General features: G+C 68.8%; 12 protein-coding genes. 7 read left to right on the forward strand and 5 right to left on the reverse strand.

Features of this window, described 5'->3' with window-relative positions; translation table 11 throughout:
- Positions 1-123 precede the first annotated feature (123 nt).
- From QHF84_RS32230 to QHF84_RS32250, 5 genes are all read left to right on the forward strand, one after another.
- Positions 124-1,023 (forward strand): sigma-70 family RNA polymerase sigma factor, encoded by a 900-nt coding sequence (locus QHF84_RS32230; RefSeq protein ID WP_281317321.1) that lies wholly within the window; start codon positions 124-126, stop codon positions 1,021-1,023.
- Between the two features lie 129 nt (positions 1,024-1,152).
- Positions 1,153-1,953, forward strand: coding sequence for a hypothetical protein (locus QHF84_RS32235; RefSeq protein ID WP_281317322.1), 801 nt, complete (start codon positions 1,153-1,155; stop codon positions 1,951-1,953).
- 135 nt (positions 1,954-2,088) lie between these two features.
- The gene (locus QHF84_RS32240) at positions 2,089-4,824 is read left to right on the forward strand and encodes a tetratricopeptide repeat protein (protein WP_281317323.1); all 2,736 of its coding nucleotides are present in this window, start codon (positions 2,089-2,091) and stop codon (positions 4,822-4,824) included.
- A gap of 185 nt (positions 4,825-5,009) precedes the next feature.
- A complete protein-coding gene (locus QHF84_RS32245; RefSeq protein ID WP_281317324.1) occupies positions 5,010-6,029 on the forward strand; it encodes a hypothetical protein in 1,020 nt (339 codons plus the stop codon).
- Positions 6,029-7,702 (forward strand): hypothetical protein, encoded by a 1,674-nt coding sequence (locus QHF84_RS32250; protein ID WP_281317325.1) that lies wholly within the window; start codon positions 6,029-6,031, stop codon positions 7,700-7,702. Before QHF84_RS32245 ends, QHF84_RS32250 begins: the two co-directional genes overlap by 1 nt.
- Here QHF84_RS32250 and QHF84_RS32255 read toward each other — a convergent pair whose 3' ends face one another.
- The 4 genes from QHF84_RS32255 to QHF84_RS32270 form a co-directional block, all read right to left on the reverse strand.
- Positions 7,703-8,371 carry a TetR/AcrR family transcriptional regulator gene (locus tag QHF84_RS32255; RefSeq protein WP_281317326.1) on the reverse strand — a complete coding sequence of 223 codons (669 nt, stop codon included), beginning with the start codon at positions 8,369-8,371 and terminating at the stop codon, positions 7,703-7,705. It lies immediately after the preceding gene.
- A gap of 70 nt (positions 8,372-8,441) precedes the next feature.
- The gene (locus QHF84_RS32260; RefSeq protein ID WP_281317327.1) at positions 8,442-9,158 is read right to left on the reverse strand and encodes a hypothetical protein; all 717 of its coding nucleotides are present in this window, start codon (positions 9,156-9,158) and stop codon (positions 8,442-8,444) included.
- A 111-nt stretch (positions 9,159-9,269) separates the two neighbouring features.
- Positions 9,270-12,284 carry an ATP-binding protein gene (locus tag QHF84_RS32265; protein WP_281317328.1) on the reverse strand — a complete coding sequence of 1,005 codons (3,015 nt, stop codon included), beginning with the start codon at positions 12,282-12,284 and terminating at the stop codon, positions 9,270-9,272.
- Positions 12,285-12,490: 206 nt separating this feature from the next.
- Positions 12,491-16,342, reverse strand: a complete 3,852-nt coding sequence (locus QHF84_RS32270) for a serine/threonine-protein kinase (protein WP_281317329.1) — start codon at positions 16,340-16,342, stop codon at positions 12,491-12,493.
- 221 nt (positions 16,343-16,563) lie between these two features.
- Between QHF84_RS32270 and QHF84_RS32275 the strand changes: the two genes are divergently transcribed.
- Positions 16,564-17,340, forward strand: coding sequence for a VOC family protein (locus QHF84_RS32275; RefSeq protein ID WP_281317330.1), 777 nt, complete (start codon positions 16,564-16,566; stop codon positions 17,338-17,340).
- Between the two features lie 332 nt (positions 17,341-17,672).
- On the opposite strand, the gene QHF84_RS32280 is transcribed toward QHF84_RS32275, so the two are convergent.
- A complete protein-coding gene (locus QHF84_RS32280) occupies positions 17,673-18,521 on the reverse strand; it encodes an SDR family oxidoreductase (protein WP_281317331.1) in 849 nt (282 codons plus the stop codon).
- A 201-nt stretch (positions 18,522-18,722) separates the two neighbouring features.
- Between QHF84_RS32280 and QHF84_RS32285 the strand changes: the two genes are divergently transcribed.
- Entirely contained in the window at positions 18,723-19,112 is a 390-nt protein-coding gene (locus QHF84_RS32285) for a hypothetical protein (protein ID WP_281317332.1), read from the forward strand.
- Positions 19,113-19,131: the final 19 nt, after the last annotated feature.

Below are 19,131 nucleotides of genomic sequence, written 5' to 3' on the forward strand. Positions count from 1 at the left end.
ATGATGCTGTCGCCCGAGAGACCACCGGTAAGCCGTGTGCGGGAAATCCGCACGCACGGTTTGAACGGGAGTCTTGCTCAACCCAGGCGCGGATGTCCGCGGAGGAAGAGATAGGATTTACCAATGGGAGATGGACCGGCCCTGGCTCGTTGCTTCTCGTCTGCGTGGAAAGCCGCGCGGCCGGATGCTCCCGCGGATTGGCTCGATCTGGATGCGGACTCCCTCGAGGCGGCGCTCGCCACCCTCCTCGCCGCGGCGCACGCGACCTGGGCCGAGGTGAAAATCGAGCCCGATGTATTCATTCCCTACCTCGCCGCGAGGATCGGCACCGATGTGCCATTGATTCGTGCGCTGTCGTCCCGCGCGTGCACGGATCTGTACCTCGCCTGCGCCTGCGCCCGCGGCGACAGGGCGGCCCTCGCGACGTTCGACAAGGCCTTGCTGCGCGACGTCACCGCTGCGCTGTCGCGTATCGACCTCGGGAGCACCACGCTGGAGGACCTCAGGGACCGTATCCGGCATCGGATTCTCATTGGTGAGGGCGGCTCGCTCCCGCGGATCGCCGAATACGCCGGCCGCGGGGATCTACGCGGGTGGCTCCGCGTCGTCGCCGTCCGGGAGGCGCTCGGCCTCTTGCGCAAACAGAAGCGGGAGGAGCGCGTCCACCTCGAGCTCGCCCAGCTCGACCCCGCGTCGGGGGATCCCGAGCTCGCCCGGATCGAGCGGCTTTACCACGAGGAGTTCAAGACCGCGTTCCGGGAAGCGCTGGCCTCGCTGTCCCCGCGTGAGCGCAACCTCCTCCGCCAGCACTACCAGCAGGGCCTCGGCATCGATGAGCTCGGCGCGCTCTACGACATCCACCGCGCCACGGCCGCCCGCTGGCTCGCCCGCGCCCGCGAGCGCCTCGCGTCGGGTACACGGCAGCGCATGCGCGAGCGCTTACAGGTCGAACGTGGCGAGCTGGACGACATTCTCCGCCTCATCCAGAGCCGGCTCGAGATCACGCTGCGGTCGCAGGCCTAGGTCGCGGAGCCGGGATCGAGATTCCCGAAAAAAAATGCGACCCCGGGACGTGACGAGCATCCCCGGGATACGGGGCCCGCGCCCGACGACGCGCCGTCGGGCAGCATGCTGACGTTCGGAGCTGTGAACATGAACACGAAAGCCTTCTCTCTTGTGCTCGCTTTGTCCCTCTCGCTGGCTGCGTGCAGCAATGTGCGACAAACGACGCCCCTCGCCTACGCGGGCGAGGACGGGCGTTCCACGGTGGCGTCCCTCGAGGTCGCGATTCAAAAGCGAGGTTATCGCCCCGTCTGCAAAGAGCGCGAGTTCTGCAAGTTCCAGTACGGCCAGGAGGTCTGGGTCCATTTCAAGACGGGAGCGGGCAAGGTCGTGATGGCCGTCGACGTGGTCGATGGCAAGAAGATGCCTGCCGACAAGCGAAAGGCGCTGACGGACGAGGCGACGGCCGTCGGGGAGGCGATCTGGCGCGAGGCGAGCGAGGACGCGATCCAACGCGAAAAGGTCGCGGCGGAAAAGGAGAGGGCCGAGGCCGCAGCGCGCGCGGAGGCGGAGCGGAGGGAAGCGGAGCGCGAAGCCGCCCAGGCCAAGGCCTCCGGGAACGGGGGCTCGAGCAGCGGCGGCGGGCTCGGCGGATTTCTCGACGCGGCCACGGGCGTCCTCGGGGGCATCCAGGTCAACACGGGGCCCGGGCAGGGCAATGGCTCGGGGGGCGGGCAGGGCAATGCCTCGGCGCATTGCTGCGTGAACGGCTCCTATTACCAGTGCCCCTCGGTCGCGGCGGTGAACAAATGCGCCGGCGAGTCCGCCGCGTGCCTCTCGCGCTGCATGTCGAGCAGCGACATGAGCTGCGGCGAGCGCTGCATGAAGGAGCACCCGCCGGATCCCTCCGATTGCCAGAGGCAGTCCGACAAAGACGGCCAGTGCAGGTAAATCCGGCCCGGGTCGTTCCTGGAAGGGCCTCCGACGCCTCACGGTGAACAGAGCCACGCGCCGCTCGCCGCTCGCGTCCCCGCGCAGGCTGGGCGAACATGGCGGCCGAGGCGCGGTTCACGCATGTCGGATGCCATGAAATCCAAGGCGCCCACGAACGTGTACGAGGGCCCGTCCTCGTTCGTGGGCCGCGCCTTTTCCCTCGCGACGATCCTCGCCCGGTTCGACGAGGGCGCGCGGCTCGTGACGATCGTCGCGCCCGGGGGCATGGGCAAGACGCGCGTGGCGACACGATTCGCCACGCTCCACGGCGCAGCCTACGCGGCGCACGGAGGCGGCGTCTGGTTTTGCGACCTGACCGATGCCGGCGACGTGGCCGCGATGTGCCGCGCCGTGGCATCGGTCCTCGGCGTGGCGCTCGAACGGACGACCGAGGAGAGCGCCGTGGTGGCGGCGCTGGGGCAGGCGATCGCGCGGAAGAACCGCGTGCTCTTGGTGCTCGACAACGTGGAGCACATCGCGACCGCGGCCGCCGGGGTGGTGGCCGCGTGGATGAAGGTCGCGCCGCACGCGCGCATCCTGGTGACGTCGCGCGCCGTGCTCGGCATCGCGGGCGAGCACCTCGTGCCGCTCGAGCCGCTTCGGGTGCCGGAGCCCGGCGCGAGCCGCGAGGAGCTCTTCGCGACGGAAGGCGTGGCCCTGTTCATGAGCCGCGCGCGGGAGGTGCGGCCCGATTTCGAGGTCGGGCCGGGTGAGCTCGCGGCGCTCGGGGACGTCGTCCGCGCGACGGACGGGATCCCGCTCGCGATCGAGCTCTCCGCGGCGCGCGTGCGGCTCCTCGGGCTCGGACAGATCCGGAGTCGCCTCGCCGAGCCGCTCGATTTCTTGGTCCGGCGCGAGGACCGCGGGCGGCATTCGTCGATGCGGCGCGCGATCCTGGACTCGCTCGTGCAGCTCGACGAGACCGAGCGCGCGTGCTTCGCGGCGTCATCGGTGTTTCGCGGGGGGTTCACGCTGGAGGCGGCGGAGAGCGTGCTCGCACGGCCGGGCGCGGACGTCCTGTCGGTGCTGGAGGGGCTCGTCGCGCGCTCACTCGTGCGGATGCGCGCGGAGGGCGACGAGGCGCGCTTCTCGCTTTTCGAGGCGATCCACGAGCTCGCCGCGGAGGAGCTGCAAAAGCGGCCGGGAGAGCTCGACCGTGCGGCGAACCGGCACACGCGCTGGTTTTCGCGGTTCGGCCGCGCGCTCGCCGAGGAGGCGGCGTTCGGCGGCGCCGCGCGGGAAAAGCTCGGCCGCGAGATGGACAACATGGTGGCGGCGCACGCGCGCGCGCTCGCCGATGCCGAACGTGCGCCGGACGGGGACGGCGCGGAGCTCGCGCTCGGGCTCGCGCTCGCGCTCGAACCCGTCGTCGTGCCACGAGGGCTGTTCGAGCTGCGGCTCGTCTTGCTCGACCGAGCCATCCAAGCTGCGCAGGCGACCGTGGCCGGGACGAGCCTGCCGGATTTCGCGGCCGCCCTCGTCGCGCGGGGCGGCGCTCGGCGCGAGCTCGGTGACCCGAAGGCCGCGGCCTCTGACCTGGAAGCCGGCCTCGCGCTCGCTCGCGCGCGCGGCGATGCGGCGCTCGAGGCGCTCGCGTGCATGCACCTCGGGGAGATCGTCGAGACGCTCGGCCGTACGGTGGAGGCGCGAGCGCATTTCGTGCGAGGGCTCGCTTGCCTCGGGGGTGCGGCCGGCGGCCGGTCTCGGCGCGTACGCGAGGCCGAGATCCGGGCCTGCCTCGGGCACGCACTCCGCCGTGAGGGCGAGCTCGCGGCGGCCGAACGCGAGGCGAAGCGCGCGCTCGCGCTCTACCGCGAGGCCGACGGCGAGGATCGGCTGCCGCGGGTGCTCTACGAGACGGGGGTCATCGCCCTCTTTCGGGAGAGCTACGCCGAGGCGACCGCGTGTTTCGACGAGGCGCTCGTGATCGTGCGGCGTATTGGCGACAAACACGCCGAGGGCGCGCTCCTCAGCGCGCAGGGCATCCTTTTTCAGGAACGGGGAAAGCTCGACGAGGCGCTCGCGTGCCATGCGCGCGCAGTGCGGTTGTTCCACGAAATCGGGAGCCGTCATCGCGAGGGCAGCGCGCTCTACTACCTCGGCGGGGCCTTCCTCGAGCGAGGTTCGCCGGGCGAAGCGACGAAGCTCCTTTCGCGCTCGTTCGAGCTCATGGGCGCGGCCGGCTTCCAGAGGTACGAGGCGCTGATCGCCGGTTGCCTCGCGTCGGTATGGTCCGACGAAGGGGATCCCGAGGCCTCCGCCGAATGGCTCGCGAAGGCGCAACGCGCGGCCGCTGCGTGTGAAAGCGAGCCGGCGCTCCAGGCGACCGTCGCGATCCACGAAGCCCACGTCGCGCTGGCGAACGCGAGCGAACCCGAGCGGGCGCGGCTCCTCGACGAAGCGCGCGCGCTCGCGCTCGGGCGCTCGAACGACGACGTGCGTTTCGCCTTGCGGATCCTGCTCGCGGCCGGCCGGCGTGGGCTCGCGGCGCCCGCGGAGGCGCTGGTGATCTCCGACGAAGGGGCAAGGTTTCGGCTTCCGGGTGCCCGCGCGTCCGTGGACCTGTCGCGCCGCGCGCCGCTGCGCCGCATCCTGCTCGCCCTGGCGAAGTTACGGGCGTCCGCCCCGGGGCAGACGTTGCCTCTCGACGAGATCATCCGTGCCGGATGGCCTGGGGAACGGATCGGCGTGGACGCCGCGGCGAACCGCGTGCGCGTGGCGCTCGCGACCCTGCGCAAGCTCGGGCTGCGCGAGGTCCTGATGACGGGCCAGGGCGGATACCTCCTCGACCCCGCGACGGCCGTCTATCTCCCGCCTCCGGGCCTTTGACGAGGCGGCGCCGTGGGGGCGATGCGCTCGCGCGAGTTCGCATTCTGGAAGAGAGGCGCGAGCCGCGTTTTTCATCGATATTTCGGGTCGGGTCGTGACACGCCGGTGGCATGATCGGCGTTGATGTTCGCATTTGCCTCCGCCCGCCCGAGGCGATGGTGCCGAGCGCTACGCTCCGGCGGCGCATGAACACATCCAACGCCTTGCGGCGCGGGTTTGTCGGGGGCGTCGCCGCCGCGCTCCTGTTCTCCGCGCTCGCATCTTCCCCCGTGGCAGCCGAAGAGGACCCGAAGGCTCGGGCGCAAAAGCTGTTTTTCGAGGGGCTCACGGACATCCAGGCGGGCAACAAGCAGGCCGGGTGTACCAAGCTGCGCGAGAGCCTTTCCTTGTTCGCGACGCCAAACACGTTGTTCAACGTGGCGCGTTGCGACGAGGAAGAAGGGCGGATCGCGGCCGCGCAGGAGTACTGGCAGCGGGGGCTCTCGCTGATCGACGCCAAGGATCCGCGGGCGAAGGTCGCGAAGGAGCGGATCGACGCGCTCGACGCGCGGGTCCCGCGGCTGCGGGTGATCTTGCCGGTGGGGCAGGCCATCGGCACCCTTTCGCTCGACGGGACGGAGCTCGCGCCGAGCAGGCTGGAGGCGCCGCTGCGCGTGGAGCCGGGCAAGCACGTGATCGTGGTGCGCGCGCCGGGGCGGGAGGACAAGCGCTACGAGGTCGATCTCGCCGAGAAGGAGCGGACGGAGGTGGTCGCCGGGCCGGGGCCGGAGGTGGTCCCGGTCGAGGCGCCCAAGCCCCCTCCGCTGGCGAGCGGCAGCGCCGAGGCCCCACCGCCGCCGGCGCCGGCGAGCGGACGGAGGACGGCGGGGTTCGTCGTGGGCGGGGTCGGCCTCGCGGGCATCGTGGCGGCGGGGATCACCGGGGGCATGCTCGTCGCGCGTGACGGGCAGATCACGAAGGATTGCAACGACGACGGTGTCTGCAGGAAGGGGAGCGAGGGCTACACGTTGTCTCAGAACAGCGGGCCGCTCCTCGTGGGGAATACCGTTGCGTGGGGGGTGGGGATCGCGGGAATCGCAGCGGGGCTCGTGCTCGTGCTCACGGCGCCGTCGGGGAAGGCGGGCGACGCGCAGGGGCGGGAGGCTTCGATCGCGCCGCTCGCCGTGCCGGGCGGCGGAGGCTTGTGCATTTCGGGGAGGTTCTGATGCGGTTCATCTCTGCATTCGCGGTGGCCGCAGGCCTCGTCGCGTTCGGCGGCTGCGCGCTGATATACGATTACAGCGATTTCCACGAGGACGACACGCCCGGGCAAGGCGGAACCGGGGGAGACGGGGGAACCGGGGGCGTCGGCGGGTCCGGGGGCGCGGCGGGCTCCGGCCCGTGTGAGCAGGGGTTGATCGAGAGCTGTTTCTCCGGGCCTCCGGGCGCGCAGAACGTGGAGCCCTGCAAGGCGGGAATGCGGACCTGCCTCCCGGACGGCATTTGGGGGGCTTGCGAGGGCGAGATCCTGCCCGGCGTCGAAATCTGCCGCACGGACTACAGCGAGAGCTGCAAAGCCGCCACGTGTCCGGGGGCCGCATGGAGCCGGCGGTTTGGGGACGGCAAGGATCAGGAGGTGCTCGCGGCCGCGGTCGACGCCAATGGGAGCGTCATTCTGGCTGGGCGATATCAAGGCGTCCTCGCGCTGAATGCGTCCGACGCGCTCACGGTCGGTCCGTCACCCGAGGAGACGACGGACGACGCCTTCGTGGCCATGTTGTCTCCGACCGGGAGTCCCACGTGGATTCAGCGGTTCGGCACTCTTGGAAAGCAGCCTCGGCGGGCGGTCGCGGTGGCGTCGGGCGGGAAAAACCACGTGATTGCCACGGGGTATTACACCACCGCTCAGGGGGATCGGGACGCCTTCCTGGCCTGGGGTACCGGGTCGACGGCGAACGTCACGCCGTTCGCCGCGACCGGGGACGAAGAGCCCGTGGCGGTGGCCGTCGACGCGCAAGGTTATGCCTACCTGACCGGCACGGTCCGAGGGACGGGGACCTTTCCCTGCGACGCCGGGGGGTCGCTCGCGTACAACGCCGCTGACGACGATCTCTTCGTCGTGAGCTACGACACGAGCATCAGCCAATGCAGGTGGGTCGAGGTTTTTCCTGGTGGAATCCACAAGCCTCGCGCCATGACCATCGACAGCGGGGGGAACGTGTACGTGACGGGCAGCTACACCGGCACCATGAACGTCCCCGGGTTGGTGGTCCCCGATGCCGGCGCGACGGCCCGCGCGTTCGTCCTGAAGATTGACGGCACGCCGAACGGAAGATGGATTCGCACGTTCGGCGACGGAGACGCCGGCGAGGCAGAGGGCGCCGCGGTGGCCGTGGATGCCTCCGCCATCGACGGCAAGGTGTTCGTGACCGGCACGATGAGCGGCATGGTCGACTTCGACAAGCAGACCTTCACGGCAACGGGCAAGGACACCTTCGTCCTCGCGCTCGACAAGGCGAGCGGCAATACCATGTGGAGCACGCAGCTCTCGGGGAATCAGGATCAGCTCGCGACCAGCCTCGCGCTCACGGCGGACGGCGGCGTTCTGGCCGCGGGCCATTTCTCCGGGACGATGCAGGTCCGTTCCGGCGCCGATATCACGAGCAACGACAACGACATTTTTCTGATCCGGCTCTCCCCGGACGGCGTACCTTCCTGGGCCCATCAATTCGGCGGCACGGGCGAACCCCTCATGCCCCGTTCGGTCTGCGTGGCGACCGGCGCTTCCGGGGCGGTCCTGGCAGGTGGCTGGATCAACCCGCTCGAGTTCCCGCCCATCGGGACCCAGGCTCCCAGCGGCGCGCTCGACGTTTTCGTTACCTGGTTTCCGAAGCCTTGATCAGCCGGGCGTAACGGGGGCCGCGTGCTCGGCGACGTGCCGTGCCCGCAGGCGCCCGAGGTAGCCCAGGATCAGGTCGGTGATGTCTGCGGTGAGCCGGAGGTCTCGCAGCTCGTCCGGCCGCTGGGTCAGGGCGTCCATGAGAAGGGCGCGGACGAGGAAGACGAGGCGCGCGGCAGCCCGGGCGGCTTCGTCCACGGGAAGCTCGGGCGCGACGCGGTGGACGAGCTCCCGGGCGCGCTCGTCGAGCATTTGCCATGCCTCGTCGTTCGCATCGAGATCGCCGAAACGGAGCACCTGCAACGCGATCACCTGCCACCGATCGAGATCGACGGTATGCGCGGCGACGAGGCCCGTGGCGAAGCGGCGGACCATTTCTTCGGGGCACGTGGCGCAGAATGCATCACGCATCTTCTCGTCGACACGCGCGAGCATCTCCCGCACGTGGGAATCGATCAGCGCGCGAACGATGGCGTCACGATTGGGAAAGTACTGGTAAAGCGACCCGACGCTCGCCCCTGCAATCTCGGCGACGCGGCGGGTCGTCAATGCCTCTTCGCGGCCGAGCTTCAAGATGCGGACCGCAGCCTCGATCACCGCGCTGACGAGCGCCTGCGAGCGGCGCTGCTGTGGCAACTTCCTCGGCGAAACGGCGGATCGATCAGGCATCTCGCCGAGAAACGCTAACCCGCACGTTGCATCGCGTCAAGTTCGTCCGCTGCGGCCTTGGGTGCCCGTCTCACGGCGACTGCCCGATGGGCACGATCACGACGCCGTTCGGCGCCGGCAGCTCGAAATTCATCGTCACCTCGTACGAGGGGGTGCCCACCTGCGCGTCCATGTCGGAGGCATACACCGGCACCCGGATTCGATATCGCCCCGCCCGCGCCACGTGCGGTTCGTGGCAGGAGCACCCATCGTCGGTCATTCCGAAGGTATACCGCTTCCCGGACCAGGTATCCGTGGCCTGCGCGCCGATGTCGACCGGCACGCTGGCCATCAGGCAGGCTCCGCAGGTGAGGCAACCGTCGGTGCTGCTGCTGCACGCCTGGGTGCACCCGGCGTAGATGGGCACCGACGACGAATAACCATCCTCGCACGATTCAATCGTGTACTGCAGGAAGCAATCCTCGCGCAGGAAGGCCGGAAATGCCCCGCCGTTCTCGAACTGGAACGTCACCTCGTACGGCCCGCTCTCCGACGTCTCGACCACGCACTCCGGCGGGATCACGCCTCCCTCGCCGCCGCTCCCTCCCGTCCCGCCGCCGGTGCCCCCGGTGCCGCCGGACCCACCGGAACCGCCGGAGCCGCCGGATCCATCCTGGTTCACCGTGCTCCCGCACGCCGCCAAAAGCACGAGCCCCGACGCCATTGCACCACGCATCCACCACGATATCACGTTGCGCCTCCTTGGACCGAGGACGGGCATGGGCTCGACCTCTCCGTCGGCCTGCATGGCAATCTCGGCGCCCATCACGAAACCCCGACGATCCCCGCGCACCAGTGGCCGGCCGCCAGGTCGAACGGTGTCGAAAGTGTGCCAGCCTGAGCCGTCTTCCTGGTGTCTTCAGCCCGTGCGCGTGTGCTCGTCCTCGGGGCCTTCGAGCGGGAGCGCCATCGTGAAGGTCGAGCCCTGCCCGATCTCGCTCTCCATCGAGATTCGCCCGCCGTGCCGCTCGACGATGTCGCGGCTGATGTAGAGGCCGAGCCCGAGCCCGCCATACGCCGTGATGGGCGCGTTTTGGGCCCGGAAGTAACGCTCGAAGAGCATCGCTTGCTCCTCTTTCGGGATCCCGATGCCCGGATCGGTGACGGACAGGAGCGCGTGCTCGTCGCGCTTCGACAATGCGACACGAATCGTCCCGCCGGAAGGCGAATATTTGATCGCATTGTCGAGGAGGTTTCCGACCACCTGCGCGAGACGACTTCGATCGCCGACCACGACGAGGTCTTCGAACGGCTCGACGATGACGATCGCGTGCTTCTGCAAGCTCATGGCCGCATTCGCCACCGCCTCGCGCGCGAGGTCGGCGAGCGAGACTTGCTCCGCCCGGATCGTGAGCCGTCCCGCCGCGATACGCGAGACGTCGAGCAGATCATTCGTCAGCGCCGTCAGCCGGCCGACCTGCGCGAGCGCCCGGGCAATCGGCTCCTTGTCCACGGGCAGCCCGTCGCGGAGGCGGCGCGCCATTTGCTCGAGGCGTAACGTGAGCGTGGCGAGCGGGGTTTTCAGCTCGTGGGAAGCAATGGAAAGAAAATCGTCCCGCACCCGGATCGCCTCCTGCGCGTCCTGGTAGAGCCTCGCGCGCACCTCCTCGGCGCGCTTCTGTTCGGTCATGTCGACGACGACGACGCCCACGCCGAGGAGGTCTCCCCGCACGGTCCTGACGGGATAATAACTCGCGAGCCAGTGACGGTCGTGGTCGGGCGAGCCCGGGACCCTGGCCGATACCTCCACGCCGACGAGCGGCTCGCCCGTATCGAGGACGTGGCGAATGTAACGCTCGACGCGCGGGGCGAGCTCCGGGATCGCTTGGTGGAGCGTCATTCCGACTTCGTCCTCGGGCGAACGCCGATGGATGTCCACCGCGAGAGCCCGGTTGCTGCGGACATATCGCATGTCCGTATCGAGGAACGCGAGCCCAACGGGGGCGGTCGTGAAGAGCGTGTCGAGCAGCGCCAGCGACTCTTCCTTGCGGCGCAGGGCTTCCTGCGCTTCGCCATAGAGCCGCGTATTCTCCAGCGCCGTCGCGCACCTCCGACCGAACTCCTCGACGAGCGCCTGGTCCTCCGGCGAGAAATGGGCGCCGAGCGTCATCGCGCCGAGCGCGAGCACGCCAATCGCGCGCCCCTTGCTCATCAAGGGGACGAGCATTCGAGGCGTGGCGCCGAGGGCGCGCAGGAGCGCGAGGTGCGCCTCGTCGCGCGCGGCGGCGCGGAGCGCCTGGTCGGGGACGCTGGGTGCGAGGAGGGGCTCGCCCGTTCGCATGACCTCCGCGAAGCCAATCGGGTCGTCGGGGCCCGGCGGAGAACGCTGGAGGAGGGAACAGAGGCAATCGACGATCGACGCGCTGTCGTGCGCCGCCGCCGCGGTGGGTCGGTCGTTCACGCCGATGCCCTCGGGCAGGACGATGGCACACCACCGGGCCAGCGCCGGGACCGCGAGCGTGACGACCGCTGCGAGCATGGGCTCGACGTCGAGCGCCGCGGCCGCGAGCTTGCGGCTCGCCTCGGCGAGGAATGCCATGCGACCGTGCGCGCGCTCCGCCTCGCCTCGCAAGCGGCGCTCCTCGACCAGCAGCCGATCACGCTCCGCCTCGGCGTGAAAGCGCCGCGTCACGTCGCGGAAGCTGAAGACCCTGCCGATGACCTCCCGGCCGAGTCGCTGCGGGCGTGAATAACGCTCGAAGAGGCGACCATCTTTGAATGCGACGAAATCGTGGCATTCTTCCTCCGGGTACGCGTAGAGCCACCGGAGCTTCGCGTAGAACGCGTCCGGCTCGGCGAGCTGATCGATGACGGTGGCCAATGCCTGCTCGTCGCTCCCTTGTTCGAGGACTTGCAAGGGTACGCGCCACATTTGCACGAACTGCTGGTTGTACGCATTGATGGTCGACCCGTCCGACGCGGTGACGAGGATTCCATCCGCCGTCGACTCGAGGGTCGTGCGCAGGAGCGAGATCGTTTTTTCGAGCTCCGCCTGCACGTGCTTCACCTCGGTGATGTCGACCATCACCCCGCGCAGCCTTGCAGGACGGCCATCCTCGAGCACCACGCGCACATAGTCCCGTAGCCAGACCACGCGGCCATCGGCGGCGATCATCCTGTATTCGAATCGATGAGGTACGCCTCGGGCCGTCGCGTCCTTGCAGAGGGCCATGCACCAGTGGAGATCGTCGGGGTGGATGTGGTCCATCCAGAACGTCGGATCCTCGATCCATCGCGCTGCGGGATATCCGAGGATCTGCTCGGCGTGGGCGCTCACGTAGCTGAAGCGGAACGTGTCCGCGTCGACCTCCCACACGATGCCGTCGATATTGTCGATGATATCCTCGATGCGGCTCAACCGGGCCGCTCGCCGGACGCTGAGCGGCTCACCGATCGTGTGCACGGCCTCCTTGCCGTTTCTCGCGCCGTCCAGGCCGTTCGCCGGCTCCTGTTCGGGGCGGGCGATCCCCACGAAGGCGAGCGCCACGAGCGCCTCCCCGCTCTCCGCCCGCACGGCGTGCACGTGCCCCGAGAGCGGTACGAGCTGCCCGCCGCCTCCGACGATGCGGTAATCGACCGGCCGGCTCGTGCCGGTGGCCGCCACGGCGTTGCATACCTCGCGGAGGTGCGCCTGGTCCTCGTGGGGAACACGGGAAAGGACGCTCGAAGGGGGCGAGACATCGCTCCTCGCGAGGCCGAGCAACGCGCGGGCTTTTCGGTTCAGGAAGGAGAGCGACAGGTCGGTCCCGTCGGCGAGCCAGACGATGGCGCCGAGGCTGTCGAGGAGCGAAAGGCCGCTCCCATGTCCCCCGAGCATCTCGCGCAACGTGCTCTCCGCCGCCTGCGCGCTCAAGTCGCTCGCTTTCTCGTGCACGTCGTCAACCTTTCCCAGCGGAGCGGTCCAGCGACTCTTCTACATACCCGACGGCGAGAGCACTTCCAGAGCAGCGCGAACGAGCGCGGGGAAGGGTGGGCACGTTTTCTGGCAACGAGGCGGCCTGAGCGAAGAAATGACCTTTCCCGCGGCGGGAGCCAGCAATCCGACGGGGTCGAGCGTGGGCTTGGGGGCGGATTTGGGTTCTAAGCGGCAGCTTGTTCCCAGGCGGCAGCGAGGGCGAGGATGCGTGCGTTTTCGGGGACGTTTTCGAGGAAGCTCCGGCGTAGCTCCGGGTCGCCGATCTTTGCCGCGCGCGAGAGCAACAGATCGCGCGTGTCGAGGAGCAGGGCCAGCGCTCGGGCGTGATCGCCTGTCGCGCGTAATGCTTCGGCGTGCGTGAGGTGCAGAGCCATCTCATGAGGTCCACGCACGCCGCCCGCGTCTCGCTGCATGACCGCTTCCTCGATGAGGCGCAGCGCCTCGTCCGCGCGCCGTTGCTGGAGAAGGACGGCCGCGAGTGCCGTCATTGCCGTCGCGCGCCAGGGAGTGCTACCAGAAAGATTCTCGACGGCCGCGCGTGCCTCGCGCTCCGCCGCGCCGAGATCCCCGCAGCGTAGAAGGATGGAGGCCAGCGTCGCGCGGACGGTGCCCAGCAGATTCTGGTGCCTCGGCGCGTACTCGGAGTGCAGGACGCTCCAGAGTAGCGCGCGCGCGTCGTCCAGGGCCCCCTGACCCGCGAGCGCGCAGGCCCAGACCCATCTTCCCCACATCGCATAGGTGGCTGCCTCCTCGCCCCCCTGGAGCACGTCGCGCATTTCCTGGTCCGCGCGCGCGTACGCGCCGAGGCACACGTAATTCACCGCGACGAACAGGTGGGCCCATCCGATGTGCTGCCGCTCGCCGGCCTCCTCGTAGCTCGCCACGGCGACGCTTGCAGCCGAAAGGGATTCCCAGATTTCACCCTCGAAGTAAAGTGTCGCGCTTCGTGCCTCGTACAGCCGGCCTCGAACCGTGGAATCGTGCGCTGCAAGGGAGCTACCGAGCTGCTCCATTCGAGCCGCGCAGAGCTGGGCCAGAGCACGCCTGCCTTGCTGAATCAGGGTTTCCCAGGCGAGCCCCAGGGCAAATACGAGCGGCCGCACGCCCTCGGGGGCCGGCTCCAGGTCGACGAGCGAAAGCACGTCTTCTCTGCGCGCAGTACACGCGCCGAGCACAAGCGCGCTCGCAAGCTTCCAAGCCATGGCCGCGGTCCAGAGCGGCGTGCGCGGCGTGGTCAGGTGCAGGATCTCCTCCATGGCCGTCGCGAACGCGGCCCAGTCGCCTCTCCACCCATATGCCTCGCCGCGAACCAACAAGAGCACGGCATGCAGTTCGCCCGAAGCTCCACAGCCGAGGCCACGATCGGCGCAGGCAATCGCTCCGCGCAGGTCATTGGCCTGGAGCATCTGCCTGGCCGCCGCGAGATACCACTCCGCCGCGAGCTTCGGCCGCTCCCCCCGCTCGAAGTGCTCGGCCAAACGCATCGCGTCGCCCTCGCCCCATTGCAGGAGCCACTCCCCCGCGAGCCGATGCCCGAGCGTGCGGTCTTGCTCCGTCAGCATCGCATGAGCGCCCTCTCTCAAGAGCGAATGCCGGAACGAATACTGCTCCTCCCCCGGAAACCTGCTCGTCTCGTTGCGCTGCACGACCTCGCGCGCGGCCAGCATGTCGAGCCAATCGTGCGCGTCGAGCGTCTCGTCCCCCCCGCCGAGCAGGTGCTCGACGCCGCCGCACCAGAAGACATCCCCGAAGATGCTGGCCGCGCGTAACACGCGCCGCGCGCCTGCGGGGAGGGCGGCGAGGCGTGCCTCGACCATCGCCAGCACGGTCTCCGGCAATTGCTCTCCGCGCCCCTCGGCCACCGCCCGGATGAGCTCCTCCAGGAAAAACGGATGCCCCGCGGCGCGTTTCACGATTCGTGCAATCGTCCGAGGTTCCATCGTATCTCCGAGCGCACTTCGGGCGAGCTCCCCGGCGGCCCGTGGGGTCAGCTCCCCCAGGCGAAGCTCGGACAGACCACGCTCGGCCCATACCTTGGGAAAAACGTCGTATAGCTCGGGCCGGCCGAATGCCGCCACGAGCAGCGGCTTGCCTGCGAGGTCCCGCAGCGCCGCGTCGACGAGCTTCACCGAGGGGCGATCGCCCCAATGCAAATCCTCGAGGACGAGCAGCACCGGGTGCGCACCACACTCGGCGGCCATGAACTGCCGAAACGAAAACGGGATCTGATCGGCCATGAGCCGCGCATCGAGGCGCGCGGCGCGGACCTTCGCGCTCTCGTCGTCCGGGAAGGGCGTGCCCGTCATCTCACCGAGAAACCCGGCCACGTGGCGCGCCTCGGCCTTGGCCACGTGGCGCGCGACCCGCTCGAAGAGCTTGCGCCTCCGCTGCTCGATCGGCTCGTGACCCGCCAGCGCGAACGCGTGGCGCAGCGCCGAGCCAATGAGGGAAAACGCCGAACCTTTGCTCATCGCGTCGCCGCGCCCGATCCACAGCTCGACCCCTGGAAAACGCTGCTCGACCGCGCGGACGAACTCCTGGCGCAGGCGGGATTTTCCGATTCCGGGCGGCCCGGTCACGAGCACCACACGCGCGACGCCCTCGCCGACGGATTCGTCGAGCAAGTCGAGCAGAATGCGCAGCTCTCGACCGCGCCCCACGAACGGGCTCGGTTTTCCGAGCAGCGTGCGCGCCGTTGCGCTGATCTCCTCCTCGCGCCGAAGCTCGAGCCCGCCCGGCCCACGCACCACCACGAGGCGCGCGTCGAAGAGCCCCGCGGTCACCTCGTCGACGAGCACCCAGCGGCCCGCGTTGCGCAGGAGCGCAGCGGCCCGATCGAGGACCTGTCCAACCGGCAAAGCCTCCGCGACCTCGCCGAGACCGGTGGCAATCGTGATGGGCGCGTCCGGGACGCGCGGGCGCAGCCGGAGGGCACAACGCGCGGCCCGCGCCGCCGCATCCGAGGCCGATGCGCTCGTTGCATTCATGAAGACCGCCAGCATCGATCCGTCCGCCAGCCATTCGATACGCGCGCCAAACGCCCCCGCGGCCGATTCCAGGACCTCTCGGCGCGCGCTCGCGAGTTCGGCGTCGACGTCTTCGGCCGGCGCGCCCACGGCGACGATGCTCAGCAATCGCTGCTCGCTCTTCGTCAGGGCCTCCGCGGGCGGCACCTCGGAAAGCCACGACCAAGCATCCCGCGCATCGAGGCAGGCAAGCGCCTCCGCGACCTCCCCCGCATCCGTGAGCCGATCCGCCGGATCCTTCGCGAGCATACAGGCGACCAGCGCTTCGAGCCGCACCGACACCTCGGGCCGGAGCTTTCGTAAGGGCGGTGGATCCTCGAGCAAAACCTTCGCCAGGATGGCCATCACGTGCTCGCCCTGGAATGCGGGCCGCCCGGTCAAGCACTCGAACAGCACGGCGCCGAGCGCAAAAACATCCACGCGCGCGTCGAGCATCGGCGCGCCGCGCGCCTGCTCGGGTGCCATGTAACTCGGCGTCCCCAGCACCACGCCGGTCCGGGTGAGCCGTGGCGAAAACGGCAAACGCGCGAGACCAAAATCGAGCAATTTGACGCGATCGAGCGCGCCATTCACGAGAAAGACGTTGCTCGGCTTGATATCCCGGTGCACCACGCCGCGCGCATGCGCCGTCGCGAGGGCCGAGGCCGCCGCGCCGATCACCGCAAGACTCTCCCGGACCGTGAGCCTCCCGCGCGAAAGCCGCGCGCCGAGGTCCTCTCCATCGAGCCATTCCATGGCGAGGAAGGGCTCGCCCGCGCTGGTGACGCCGTGCGCGACATACCGGACGATGCCGGGATGATCGAGCCCCGCGAGCACACGCGCCTCCATGTCGAAACGCGCAACGTCGCGTGGCTCCCGATCGTGGAGCACCTTGACCGCCGCCGGCCCGCCAGAATGGCGGTCGTGCGCCCGGAAAACCGAGCCCATTCCCCCCGAACCGGCAACCCGCTCGATGACGAACCGATCGTCGATGACGTCCCCCGCCCGCATGCATTCCCCCGCGCGGAAGAACCTAAAGCCAAGCGCGAAGCTCGGTCGGAGAAACGTTCTCGTGAATAGGGCGGCAACCAACCAACACGTCGAGGGGGCAGGGCGCTCGCCCTCGGATCGGCGGTGAGCTGCCCGCCTTCTCCGTCCGCCGAACTTTTTTCCGGCCCGACCGATGATTTTCCAGCGCAGGCCCGGTCTACGGGGAAGGAAAGGACATCACGATGACGACGGGTACCCGCAAGACGCACGATTTCTGCTGGATCAACCTGATGACCCCCGAGGCCGAGCGAGCGCGCGCATTCTTCGGTGCGCTGTTCGGCTGGACGTACGGTGAGATGCCGGGCGTCCCCGGCGGTCAGCTCATCCTGGTCGGCGGGCGCACGGCCGGCGCGCTCATGGATCTCTCCGTGGCGAACCTGCCCAAAGGCACGCCGGCAGTCATCGGGGTCATGATGAAGGTCGAGGACGCCGACGCCGCCGTCGCAAAGGTCGCCTCACTCGGCGGGCGCGCCGATCCAGCGTTCGACGTGCTCGAAAACGGCAGGATGGCCATGTGCACGGACCCAAACGGCGCCGTCTTCGGTCTGTGGCAGCCAAAGAAGCAGTCCGGCATCGACGTCGACAGCCACGCGCACGGCGCGCCGAGCTGGTTCGAGACGATCACGAGCGACGTCAGCCGAGCAACGGCGTTTTACGCAGCGCTCTTCGGCTGGACGCCGGAAGACCAGTGTCCCGTGCCCGGCATGACCTACACGCTCTTCAAGCTCGACGGTGTCCCCGTCGCCGGCGCAATGCAGGCCATGCCGCACGTGGGGGACGTCCCGCCGCACTGGGGCACGTCCTTCGCAGTCGACAACGCCGACGAGACAGCACGGCGAGGCGTGGAGCTCGGCGCGTCGCTTTGCATCCCGGTGCAGGAGATCCCCGGGGTCGGGCGTTTCGCGCTGCTCAAATCACCGCAAGGCGTGCCGTTCCACTTGATCGAGTGGGCAGCGTAGCGCCGGGGTTTCACCCCGGGCCCGACCAGGGGTTGTCCACCCCTGGACCCGGACCAGCGCCAGCGCTGGACCTCAGGTGGAAAAACTGCGCTCCGCGCAGTTTTTCCAGCGGGCCGGTGGCAAGACCGCGGAGGTGCGTTTCAAGCTTGAAGCGTCAGCGTTGCGGTCTTGGCCGGCAGCGTCGTCGCCAGTCTTGACCTGGGCCGTTCGATGAACTGCGCATCGCGCAGTTCATCGACCCCGAGTCCAGCGCTTGCGCTGGTCCGGGGTGAAGGGGGCGGACAGCCCCCTTCTGGGGTGCGGGGCAACGCCCCGCGCGCGCGTTCTCTCTCCTACTGGAACGCCTTCCCGTGGGATTTCAGCCAATCGTCGAAGGTCCGTGCTTTGCGGCCGAGGAGCTCTTCGACCGTATTCGTGATGTCCGCTCCACGCCCGGCCCTGACCATTGCGTTTGCCTCGAGGATGGCGCGGATGAATACCTCGGGCAAACCAGCCTTCACCATTCCGTCACGGGCGGCGTCCTCGGTCACGTCGACGAATGCGACGGGCTTCCCGATTGCCGCGCTGATCTTTGCCACCTGCTCCGCTGTGCTCAGTGCCTCCGGCCCGGTGAGCATGTATGATTTTCCTTCGTGCCCCGGTGAGGTCAAGACCTTCACGGCGACGGCCGCGATATCGTGTGGATCGATTGGCGCCGCCTTCCCGTCGCCCGTGGGTTGGAAGACTGCGCCGCGGCTCTTGATCGAACCGGCCCAGTTGAGGGTGTTCGAGGCAAAGGCTCCTGGCTGGAGGATCGTGAAGGCGAGCCCCGATGCCTTGATCTTTGCCTCGGCGTCGATGTGCCAGCGACCGAGGTGACTCTCGGGTGCCTGGACGACGGTCGACGACGAGAGCATCACGAGGTGCGTGACGTCTGCTTTTTTGGCCGCCTCCGCCGCGTTGCTTGCGAGCGTCGCCAGGTCGGCCCCCGTGAAGAGCACGAATGCTTTGTCCACGCCTGCGAATGCGGCGTCGAGCGTCTCGGGTCTTGTGAGATCGCCCTTCACGACCTCGACCTTGCGGCCGAGCTCTCCCAGCTTGGCCGGGTCGCGCACGAGCGCGCGGACCTTCTGGCCCGCCTCGACGAGCTGCTCGAGCACCGCGCTGCCAACGTTTCCTGTCGCTCCCGTCACGAGAATCATCTGCCGTTCCCCTTCCTGCCTCTGGGTAGCACTGCACTCGTTCTCCCCTGGGCTCGCCTCCAATGAGCCGGAAGATTTCCATTCGTTTGTCGGGCGGTCTTGGAGCGGCCCTCGGGAGGACCAACCGAGCGCCTCGTCGTGGGCATGGATCCGCGCAAAAAGCGCTTGTGTGCGGTTGCTGTCTGGGACAATTCTCGGATCATGCAGAAAATCTTCCTGGCAGCGGCGACGTTCCTCGTGGTGAACGGGTGCGGCAACGAATGTAGTTTCAAGGAACAATGCAATGGTAACGTCCTGGAGATCTGCGGCGAGGGGCCGGACCAGGTCGTCAACCGGAAGGTGCACGACACGCCTTGCGTGGCGCCCAACGAGGTTTGCGTCGAGGCCGCGGAGGACGTGGCGTACTGCGCGCGTGCGCCGCAAGCTTCGTGTGACGACACGTTCGACGAGTCGTGCGACGGGACGTTCCGGGTGACGTGCCGCCCGAAGCTCATCGCGCCCGAGGGAGTCCCTCGCTTCGTCGTGGCGGTCGACTGCGCGGACTCCAACAAGACGTGCGTCGACGAGGGCATGACGACACGCTGCCAGTAAGGCACGACTTGACCCGGAG

This window comes from Polyangium sp. y55x31 (assembly GCF_029946505.1).
Classification (GTDB): Bacteria; Myxococcota_A; Polyangia; order Polyangiales; family Polyangiaceae; genus Polyangium.